5 protein-coding genes are annotated in these 10649 nt (G+C 47.8%); all 5 read right to left on the reverse strand.

Annotated elements, in window-relative coordinates:
• On the reverse strand, positions 1 to 1165 hold a 1165-nt coding region (locus GXO76_13760), incomplete at its 3' end, for an extracellular solute-binding protein (GenBank protein NOY78924.1).
• Positions 1166 to 1198: 33 nt separating this feature from the next.
• Positions 1199 to 2227: a PorV/PorQ family protein gene (locus GXO76_13765; protein NOY78925.1), complete on the reverse strand. Its 1029-nt coding sequence runs from the start codon at positions 2225 to 2227 to the stop codon at positions 1199 to 1201.
• A 121-nt stretch (positions 2228 to 2348) separates the two neighbouring features.
• The gene (locus GXO76_13770; GenBank protein ID NOY78926.1) at positions 2349 to 5591 is read right to left on the reverse strand and encodes a hypothetical protein; all 3243 of its coding nucleotides are present in this window, start codon (positions 5589 to 5591) and stop codon (positions 2349 to 2351) included.
• A gap of 29 nt (positions 5592 to 5620) precedes the next feature.
• On the reverse strand, positions 5621 to 8473 hold the full coding sequence (locus GXO76_13775) for a TonB-dependent receptor (protein ID NOY78927.1): 2853 nt from the start codon (positions 8471 to 8473) through the stop codon (positions 5621 to 5623).
• Between the two features lie 371 nt (positions 8474 to 8844).
• Positions 8845 to 10302: a T9SS type A sorting domain-containing protein gene (locus tag GXO76_13780; GenBank protein NOY78928.1), complete on the reverse strand. Its 1458-nt coding sequence runs from the start codon at positions 10300 to 10302 to the stop codon at positions 8845 to 8847.
• Positions 10303 to 10649 lie beyond the last annotated feature (347 nt).

Here is a 10649-nt window from a genome sequence, read left to right on the forward strand (position 1 = left end):
CCACTCCCCGTGTAAACGGAATGTAACGGGCAAATTTCACCATGTAAGGGTTTTTTCTAAAATACGGGACAAAAAGAGAATCCTTTAGCAGATTTTTTCGAACCGGCAGTTGGCTGCACAGCCTGAGAAGGGCCAGATCATTCTTCCTGGAAACCAGAAATTTCACAAATTGCCAGGCCGCTTTGGGATGGCGTGTTGTACTGAAAATAACGATATTTTTGGGATCACCATACGTGTACGAGGGACCCTTTTGACCGTCCGGTAAGGGGATTCGGGCAAAATCATAGTGAAGCCCCTTCGGTTTGTATTTTTCCGTGTGAATGATTTCCCAGGGGCCGGTAAACCGCGAAGCAACAATCTCCGTTAAAAATGGGTCTGTTTGAAATCGGGCCCTTGGAAAGATGGCTTCATTAAATCCTTCCTGAAAAAAGCGAAAGACTTCCACGCTGTTCTCATTGTCGAAAATAACCGTCCGCCCCTTTAGCAGGGTTTTCCCGCCGGAGGCCGCGATGTAAAACGGGTAGTAATCGAAAAAGCGGGTCCACCATTTTTCCCGGACATCCACGTAGCTCATCCATTGATCCGTTTGGCCGTCGCCGTTTAAATCGCGGGTCACTTTGCGCCCCACGTTAAGGTAATCGGAATAGGTTTGAGGAAAGGAATCCACGCCCACGGCTTTTAACATATCCACATTGTATTGAATCATCACGGGGTTGGTTTTCCAGGGAAACTGGTAAACGTGTCCGTCCAGATAGCGGCAGCCATCCACTAAATCCTTCGGAACACGGGACGTGAGAAGAGAATCGAAATCGGGAAAGGTGTCTAACCGCACCACGGCGCCGGCACGGGTAAATTGACCCATCGTACCCGGCCAGATATTTGAACAAATATCCGGGGTGGTTTTCGCTGCAATGGCCGCCAGCAGCACCTCCTCACTGGACTGACTGGCGGGGATGGGCTGCATTTTAATCTGGATTTTCGGATGCGCGGCATTCCATTGTTTGACCTCAAGAGCCGCCAGATTAATTTCATACTGATTGGCGGATGGCCAGTAGGTTAGTTGAACAACATCTTGTTTTTGCGAATGATTTTCGTTTCGGGCGCAATTTAATCCCAAAATAGTCAACACGATGAAACTACAAACAAGCCACGGAAACCGATGCATATTTTTCAAAAGGGATAATCCTCCGGTACCTGTTTAAAACATCAGTTGCAGGGAAAATTTTTGGATGTTCTCCAGCCGCCCAAAACTCGCGTAGGCGTAATCCACCTGAATTTTAGTCATTCCGTAAATGGACTGGTGCAACCCCAGCCCAAATGTAAGCCCCTCTTCACCATCCTGTAAAAAGAGCGATTTATAGCCCAACCGCAGCATAAAAAATTTTCTGAAGGCATATTCGGCACCCACATTAAGGGATTGGGTATTGTCACTGGGATGCTGGGCGTCCATGGCGAGGGTCAGGCGGTTTGAACCTCGATTCAGCAAATCGATTGCAACTCCCAAACGAAACAACAGAGGCAAATCCCAGGAATCCGTTTTTAATTCCGCCGGAATACGGGGATTATTTCCCATGATTCGGGGATCAATATCGTGGTACACCAGAATATCCCGTCCGTCCAGGCGCATGCTGGTTCCGAAATTGGAGAGGCTGGTTCCGATACGCAATCCCCTGAATTGGGTAATAAACAGCGTTCCGAAATCAATGGCAAAAGCAGAAGCCGTCATGTGCCAGATTTTTTGATGAATATATTTGGCATTAAACCCGATGGAAAACCGATCGGTGAGGTTTTTGGCGTAACTCAATCCCACGGAGAGGTCTCCGGCCGAATAGCGTTCCCCTGTTCCGTCGGGTCGATCCACCGTTCGAACCATTTGATCGGCCATGGAAAGAGAGGTGAAGCTTCCGCCAATTGTGCCCATTTCACCCAATTGCAAAATCACATTGGCATAATCGAAACTAATTCCGGCCAGCCACTCTGAGTGCTCCATTAAGACGAAAGAAGATTTTAATTTTGACAGCCCGCCCGGATTCCAGTACATGGTGGAGGCATCATTTGCAAGTGCTACAAAAGCGCCGCCCATTCCAATGGCACGTGCCCCAACCCCAATTTCAAGGAACGGAGCAGCCGTCGTTCCCACTTTGGAAACATTTTTGACATAGAGCTGTCCAAACAAAAATTCAGGCATGATTCCCAACACAATCAGCAGGAAAACCCATTTTTTCATTTATATTACCTCCATTCAGACGTGATCGAAGCCCTCTGAATCATTTTGTTTTTATTGAAAAAGGCGAAACAAACCTTGCGAAGGTTTTTTTGGCCCTCGCAAGGTTTTTTTTCAACAGAATCTATTTAATGACGGCAAATTTTCCAATTTTCTTTCCCCAGGGCGAATCCACATGGTAAATGTAAATTCCGTAGGCAATATCCAGACCATCCTTCGAAAGCAAATCCCAGGATTCGGACCCATCCGTAAGAGGAGAATCGTGTCTGATCGTATCCACCAGATACCCGCTGACGGTGTAAATGCGAATGGTGCATTTCTGCGGCAAATGGGTAAAATAAAGCTTTCGTTCTCCTCTGCCCCACGACGAGGAGGTGGGTTTTTCCCACGAAGCGGTAATCACATACGGATCGGGTACCACCGCAATTTTACTCAAATCGTTCTGCGTCGGCTTTCGGGATGATTCGCCCACAATCGTGAAACTAAATACGTCATCCTTTCGGAAGGGCTTTTTGGTCACCAGATCAAACACATCTCCTTCCCCGGGAGGATGATTTCCATTCGGATAGGTTGTGTCAATTTCTGTGGGATACCCGTTCTGGTCGAAAACCGTATCGATTTCCATCGGTGGTCCCACATTCAAGAGTTTCCAGCTGGGGCGCTTGTCCATCCCATACAGGCTTCTCGCCGGATCGGGTGCAATAATGATGATTGCATCGCCAATCGTAAAACTCTTGCTGCGGTCATTGTCTTCAATGGCAAATTCCACTTTGCAGCTGTCCGTCAGATTCCAGATGGTAAACGGAACGGGCAGAACCGGAAATCCCAGATAGCCAATCGAGGTATCTGCAATGGAATTGTGAAATTTAATTTCATAATCGGCCGGAAATTTGACGTTCAGCCGTTTAAACATATCGCCCTTTTTCTCCTCCAGGCCGATATCGAACTGATAATTGGTCTGGCTGCCTTCCTTCCAACCGGTGCGGGAGGCCATGGTATCGACCGTGCCATCGTTAAACAGGTGAAGAACAAAGCCCGGCAAAATGGGGCTTTCGGCCCCCGGATAAATCTCAGTATTGTGACTGATTAATAGGCTGTCTGCTGTCAGGTCGGTTACGGAATAGCTGGTCGTTAACCTCTGGAAGGTTGTGTCCGTAAATGTAATCCGATAGGTGTGATTATCTTGAACCTTTTGGGGGTCTAAAATGAAAATGTCAATTTTTCCGGTCGCCGGGCCGGTGTGGGAAATTTGCCCGTCTTTCAGATGAGGAGCCACATATCCGGCCGAAGGCGCTTCCGGCGTCACCATTGCCGTATTGATATCGAATTTGAGTTCTCCCGTGGATTGCTGGGTAATACTGGCCGTGCATTCGGAAGGAGGAATTCCAATATTGACAACCCGGTGCCAGGGGTTGTTTTTCGTATAGTCAACCCGTGCATATCCGGAGTCGTAGGAAACAATGGCGTAATAATAGGTTTGTCCGTTTTGCACCGTACTGTCAATATAGGTATGGCGTAGCCCCGTATCCGAACCGAGATCGAAGTGAATGCCATTGTAACCCACCGGAAACGGCCCTGTTTTTCCGTCTTTTACATCGTATTTTGCCAGAGGCTTGTGATAAAAGGGATTTCCGTAGGTATCCGTAATCGTCCAGTTTTCGAGAAAATGGGGTTCGGTAGAGCGGTAGATTTCATACCCCTCAAAATCGTTCGCTCTTAAAAAGCGGTCGTATGATTTTTCCGCTTTTCGATCCCAGTACAGGATCACCTTTCCGTCTCCCGCAACGGCGTGAAGCGTTGGTTTGAGCGGGGGTTCGGCAAAGCGGTAGTTGCTGTTGTAAATATTTTGAACGGTTTGCTTGGTTCGGGCCAGATCATCAAAATCCTGTCCGAAAAGCAGCGCAATTGAAAATCGCTCCGTTTGTCCCGGTTTCATGGGAAAGGGACCGGAAGCAAAATAGTTGGCCAGATTGGGGGGTTTGAGAATTTCAGAATGGGGCGGCGGAGCCTGAATAAATGATTTCCAATCCCGCTCATCCTGTGTCCAGATGTAATAGTGCACCGGGAAAATGCGCCATCCGGTTAGCCCGATTTGATCGGACTCGTTCAGATCAGTGATTCCAAAGTCGGGCTCACCCTGATCCGGGCGTCCGTTTCCCTGGGTTCCGTCGGCATCCGGGCCGGTATACCCCTCATCGAAGGGCCCGATGCCGTCTGTTCCCACATCGTCATTAAGAGGTTCGTTGGAATCCCATTTTCCATTGTGATTGAGATCTGTGTAGGGGATCCAGTTCCCGTTCTCATCCCCTTCCCAGTGCCAGCGGCTTTGAATGCCCTTGCTGCGATCAATCTGACCCGTCTGATCGTAATAGCCCACAGGGCCGTAGATGTAAGAGCCCGCATCGTTGTCCCGTCTTTCGTCAATGATTCCATCATCATCGTCATCTTTTCCGTTTGTCGAATTTCCGGGGCTTTCCAGGAACGCCATTCCGACATATCCTACAGGCCCCCAATTCCCCGGGGAGCCGAGGCCGTTTAAATCCCAGGCATACGCCATGTCCAGTTCCAAATCATAGTCACCGATATCATCCGCCCCATCGGCCGTCCCCCCGATTCCATAATCGATAAATTCAACAAACATCACGGAGTCATAATCGGTTGTTCCGATATTGGTAATATCGTAGAGCCAGAACAGGGTATTCTGGGCCAGAACATTCGACCATTGAAACGCCCGAACGGCAACCTGCATTCCCAATCCGCCGCGGGACGTGTCCGTGGAATCGGGGTAAAATTCGTATTTTTTGTCCGTGTTGTCATCCATTCGATAATAGGTTTCCAACTGGGCGTTTTTGACGCCTTTACCGAAATACCCGTTCCAGTATCCCGGCCAGCCCGGATCCGTGGGGTCTCCCATTCGATCGGGCCAGAAGGCGGGCCAGGTGTTGGGATCATCGCTGAGTGCCGGCGAGTCCTGATTGGGATTCGCATAACCCGGCAGGGGGGTCCAACCCCAGATTTTTCCGGTGGGCGAAACCTTGTTGTCCTCGCGGTAATTTGTTTCCAGCGGGTGAATCCGTTTGCCGTGAATATCATTGGCGGCAGCCTGAACGATCATGCAAATTCCGTCGATATACGTGTGCCCGTTTTGACCCTTGGGCCACTCTCCCGAATGAGGCCAGGGGTAGTGCCCCACTTCCCCGTGGTTTGAAAAGGGAATGAGTATTTGATTCCCGTTTAACCATCCCCATTTGTCATAAAGCTCATTGCCCTTGTGACGGTCAATTACGTACTGAGCGGACACAACGGACGCCCAAACACTCATTGCAAATACGATTATGAACAAAAAGAATGAAATCTTTTTTGACATGGCTCGATCCTTCTATTCAACTGATATCATTAATCGACACTAATTTTTACACCCATAATCACCTGCCGGGGCGCGGAATACCAATCGGGACGTTTTAGATACTCATTCAGGGTGTTAACCCCCCGAATATTCGTATTTGTATAAAAAGATTGTAATGAATAATCCGCCCGACCCGTGTCCGAATACACATTGAGTTCGTTCTTTCGATCAAAGAGGTTATAAACTCTAAGATACAGCGAATAGGTCAACCCCATCACGTGAATATTTTTGTAGCCGTAGAGATCAAAATTAACAAACGGCGGTTTGTTGGCACTGTTAGCAACAGATAACCGGATATTTTGATAGGTAGGGGTATAAGGCAAGCCGCTGCCCAATTTGCCAATAACCGACAGATTCCACGAGTTAACCGAACCCACCGAAACCGTAAGATTCAGGCTGTGGCGCCTGTCCCAGTCCAACGGCACGAATTGCTTGGTCGGTTCGATATTATTTTGTTTGTCCCAAAATGCCGTATTGGGATCGGAGGCGTCGCCCTTTGCAATTTGAAAGGTGTAATCCAGGGAAGCTGAAATTCCGTGGGTCGGGCGCTGATCAAAAGCCACTGTGATGCCTCTGACATTGGCATAATCCCGGTTAACATACCGCGCGTACTGGCGCCCTACAATGTACAGTTGTTCAATCTCAGTTCCCAGCCAATTTCGAATATCTTTGTAGTAGGTCGTAAATGTCAATCCCAGATTATCTGTCAGCTGCTGCTGCAAGCCAATCTCATAAATAACGGTTTTTTGAGGCTTTAAATCCGGATTTCCCATGGCATTCAACTGACTGTGAGGCATGGGATCCAGAGGGGTTGACTGGCCGGGGAAAACCTCAAATTCCGGATTCGTGTAGAGATATTCAAAATTGGGCATTTGAAAGAAAAATCCGTAGGATACGTGAATGACTCCCCGATCGGAAATCGGATAAGCAATCCCAAAACGCGGACTGAGCTGTTTTTTGGGGGTTGCCTTTTTGTACCAGAATTTCTTTCGTTCCTCTAATGTGTAGGGGGTCTGTTTTTCAAATGGAAGATTGGGGTTGTAGTTTTTGTACTTATGTTGGGGTAAAATCGGCTCGTAGATATTGGTGTCGCGCGGATCTCTGGGATAAGACGCATTTGAATTGAAATAATCAAATCTCAGGCCCAGATTGACAATCATGTCCCTGAATTCCATTTTGTCCTGGGCGTAACCGGAAAAACTGTAGGGGTAATGCTGGTACTCGTTGTTGTTCCAGGCCCAAATCGGGTTGAGCGCCGGTTTCCAGTTCGTCTGCCGATCCATGCGAATTTCAAATTCGTGCAGATACAATTCATAGGATTGGGCTTCCAGACCCACTTTAATCTGATTCTCCTTGTTCACCTGACTGGTTAAATCGAACTTGGCCACATAGCTTTTGGTGTTGCGATGAAACTGCCAGGTGTGCATCCCTCCGGTATAAAATGCATTTCCACTGACCTGCAATAATCGGGCGGGATTCACAAACCGGGGATCCAATGGATCCTTGAAAACGTACTGATCGTATTTATTGAAGGAGTGAGAAAGTCGCAGCGATGAAAATGTTCTTTCCGAAAACACATGTGTCCAGATCATGTATTCCGTGTAGTTTAGCTTCCGTCGTTTGTAATCGCCGTCGGGATCATATTTGAAACGATGGTCATATTCTTTGTATTTTCGTCGCTCATAAAGAATATTATAGGATATTTTATTGTTGGCGGATAAATGGAAGGTCATTTTTGCCAAACCCGAAATACGAAAGTTGGGATTCATGGGCACCATTTTATTGTCGCCGCTTTGCTGAATATACCACTTGGAACGATCCTCACTCAGCAGATTGGATGAATCTGACGGAACAAAACGCCTTTGCCCATACAGCCATCCCTCATTATTGTAGATTCTGGACGTTGCAAAATAGCCCAATTTTCCTTTGGTCTTGGGGACGCTTCCTTCCAGTGTCCCCTCGATGGAATAGGTGCTTAAAGGACTGATGGATCCGATATTCATAAAAAGGTCTTTATGCGTGCTGACATAATCTCCCGAATAGAGATTGAGACTGCCCGTTGTTTTTCCTCCTCCGCTTTTTGTAACAATATTCACCACCCCGGACATGGCCTGCCCATATTCGGCATTAAATGTACCGCTGATGACTTCCAGCTCCTGGACGGCATTGTTTTCAATATTTACACCCGCCGCCCCGGAAAAGGCATCATTAATCGGAACTCCATCCACCATGTAAGCCACCTCTCCCAATCGCCCACCGCGAAAATGGCCATTGACCACGCCCGCCTGCAGATTCACCACATCGTGTACCTCTTCAACGGGAAGCTGTGCAATCCTGTCTGCTCCAATCGATTGAGAAGTCGAGGTAAGATCCATCCGCACCAGGGGTTTTGTGGCCACAATTGTGACCGCCTGCCCCTTTAAGGCAGTCGGCACCAATGAAAAATTGGCATGGCTTGTAAAATCAACATTAACAATGATATTTTTCAAAATAGACGACTTATATCCAATCATATCGGCTCGCAGTGTGTACCGCCCGGGAGGGATGTTTAAAATCATGAATTCGCCCTTCTCGTCGGTTGCGGCTCCCATTTGTGTGCCTTCAACAATAATATTCACCCCGATCAACGGTTCGCCAGTGGAAGCATCTTTAACCTTTCCGACAATCTTGCCGGTCGTTCCCGCATGGAGAGGCGTGGCCCCTAAATAAAGTAGAATGAAAACGATGATAGATATCCCATAAAAACCTAATCCGCCGACGGCGGATTTAACCCTGTTTGATTGGTACTCCCGTTTCCTGCCTGTTTTTAAAGATGTCAGGGAGCAAGATTCTAATCTTCTCATGGGTTATTTTCTCCTTTTATGAAACGTCGTGCCAGCGTAATACAACAGATTCGCCATATTAAAACTGGAAATGCAACGTATCTGCTTCCGGCAAACCAAAACAGTTCTTATTAACTGTTGAGGGCTTAATCCAATCGTTCGTTGCTTAGCAATTCAGTTCTTTTTAACAAAATACGCTCCTTCCTGCCCCCCCGGGGGAGTTCAAAAGAAGCTGTGTCCCATTTTCAGAAGGGCCACTTTTCCCACAAAAAACCAGGTGAACCCTATCTTTTATGATGTCGTATTTTACAGCACCAATTTATGAATAATTCGGGGTAAAAAAAAGATAAAAAAAGGTCTGCGGAGGTAAACTCCGCAGACCGTTTTTGAAACTACTTCATGAGTGTCATTTTTTTGACGAAACTATAATCCTTGGTTTGTAATTTGTAAAAGTAAATTCCGCTGGGCAGGCTTTCACCTGTTTCCGACTTACCATTCCACAAAACCTGATACGTTCCGGCCGCCTGGGTTTTATTAACAAGCGTTGTAATCTTTTGTCCCATAACATTGTAAATGGAGACATTCACGTGAGTGATCTTCGGCAACTGGTACGTGATTTCCGTGGTTGGATTGAAGGGATTGGGATAATTCTGGAACAATGCATATTTCGTGGGAAGCGTGGTTTTGGAATTGGCCAGAGGCGATTCCTTTACCGCCGTCGGGATAAAGGTTAATTCTTCGACGGAGAAGTCATCGAACCAGGCATAGCCCATGGAGGCATTGTTAAACCGGGCTCTCACCGAAATCCCGACTGCCTCTTCCGGCGCCTTCGATATCGCCATGTACTCCGTCCAACCCGACGATGAATCCCGCTGCGCTATGTACAAAAACTGATCGTTCATGTTCGCCCACGACGTCTGCCAGCCTGCCTTGTGGTAAAAGAAACACAAGTTGATCCGATCCGCTACGTAATCCCCCGTTATATTGCTCGCTATGTACTTGTCATCGGTGTTCACACTGTCCGTCTTTACCCACACCGAGATCTTGTAGTAATGTCCCGCCTTGATCCCGCCGGCAGGCACCGAGTAAAATACCATCTCATCACTGTCCGTGTCACGCTCCACCAACTCTGCCGAATGCGTCCCGGAATGCGCCACATTGTCCACATACAGCGCCTTCCCCTTGTCCGGCCCCGCCGTCCACATCATCCAGCCCGCCGGCGTCTCCGCATTCCCCCCAAACATCCCGGCCGACCACGGCGACGAACTCAACGCTATGTCATCAAACCACACCGTCCCCGTCGCTTCCTTGCCCATCGTTAACTCACAGACCGCCGAATCCGCCGTGTCCGGTAACGCTACGTACGTGTACACCGTGTCCCAGTCCGCCTTCGTCCCAACACTCTGATCAATCGGTATGAACTGCGGCGAAACCAGCTCCACCCCGTTCTTGTAAAACTTGTACGTAAACCCAATCCGCTGATCATCATTCGTCGGATTCGTGTTCACATTCTCCGTCTTGTACCACCCCCCTATCTTGTACAATAACGGCTTCATCCCATTCCACAAATACTGCGCAAAATTGTCCGACTGCCAGCCCACCGCCTGCGAACTCGCCGATGGCTTCACGATCTTGAACGACCGATAGTACGTGTGCGCCGCATCTTCCGCCCAAATACACTGCGCCCCCCCGTCTCCATTGCCTATCGCATGATAGAAAAACGGCTCGTCTATCTCCAAATCCCCATTGTAAATTAAATTAGTTCCTCCCTGGGCAAATGTCAAGCCCGAAAAAAACAACAGGGTAAGAACTGCTCCCAAAAAAATGGTCCAATTTCTTTTGACGTTCATTGCTGCCTCCTTTGTAATGGTTGGTTACATAAACAACTCTTTTTACGAATGGATGGGATTTTCCACTCACCTCCTTTCCGATTATTTTTGGTTCTTCCCTATCTTAACAATGTGTCATCCCCCAATAATAACCGTTAGTCACATTCCAAATCCGAAAACGCAATTTCAGCCTATTTATCCGGTTTCAAAAAATAGGTTTTACCCCCCTGCAATCTAAATATCTTTTTGTTTTTATCAGCCTTAACATTTTTGATCTTATTGTGCTGGTCATCATAAATTGTTGGCAAGTTAGTTCCGGAAAGCTCGACCCAAACCCGGTTGTTTTCTGTTCCGGCAAGAGAAAAACT

Source organism: Calditrichota bacterium, from assembly GCA_013151735.1.
In the GTDB taxonomy this organism is placed as follows: domain Bacteria; phylum Zhuqueibacterota; class JdFR-76; order JdFR-76; family BMS3Abin05; genus BMS3Abin05.